Raw genomic sequence first — 234 nt, 5'->3', positions numbered from 1 at the left:
ATGAAGCATATTAATGGCCTTTATACTCAATACTTTAATCGAAAATATAATACAGATGGTGCACTGTTTAGAGGGAGGTATACCGCGGTGTTGGTGGATGCTGAAAACTACTTATTGCATGTGAGCCGTTATATTCATCGTAACCCAATCGAAACAAACACACCGCTAGCATGTGACCTTGCTGAGTATGAATGGTCTAGCTATCATTCGTTCATCAAAAAAGCAGAAATGCCC

Annotated in this window: 1 protein-coding gene; it reads left to right on the top strand. The window is 39.7% G+C overall.

Annotated features, from left to right (window positions below; genetic code table 11):
* Positions 1-234: transposase (locus SB756_RS35620; RefSeq protein ID WP_410913952.1), on the top strand; the 234-nt coding region annotated here is incomplete at both ends.

Origin of the sequence: Pseudomonas sp. SIMBA_068, from assembly GCF_046534705.1 — a bacterium.
GTDB lineage: Bacteria > Pseudomonadota > Gammaproteobacteria > Pseudomonadales > Pseudomonadaceae > Aquipseudomonas > Aquipseudomonas putida.
This window is presented reverse-complemented; position numbering and strand designations above follow the sequence as displayed.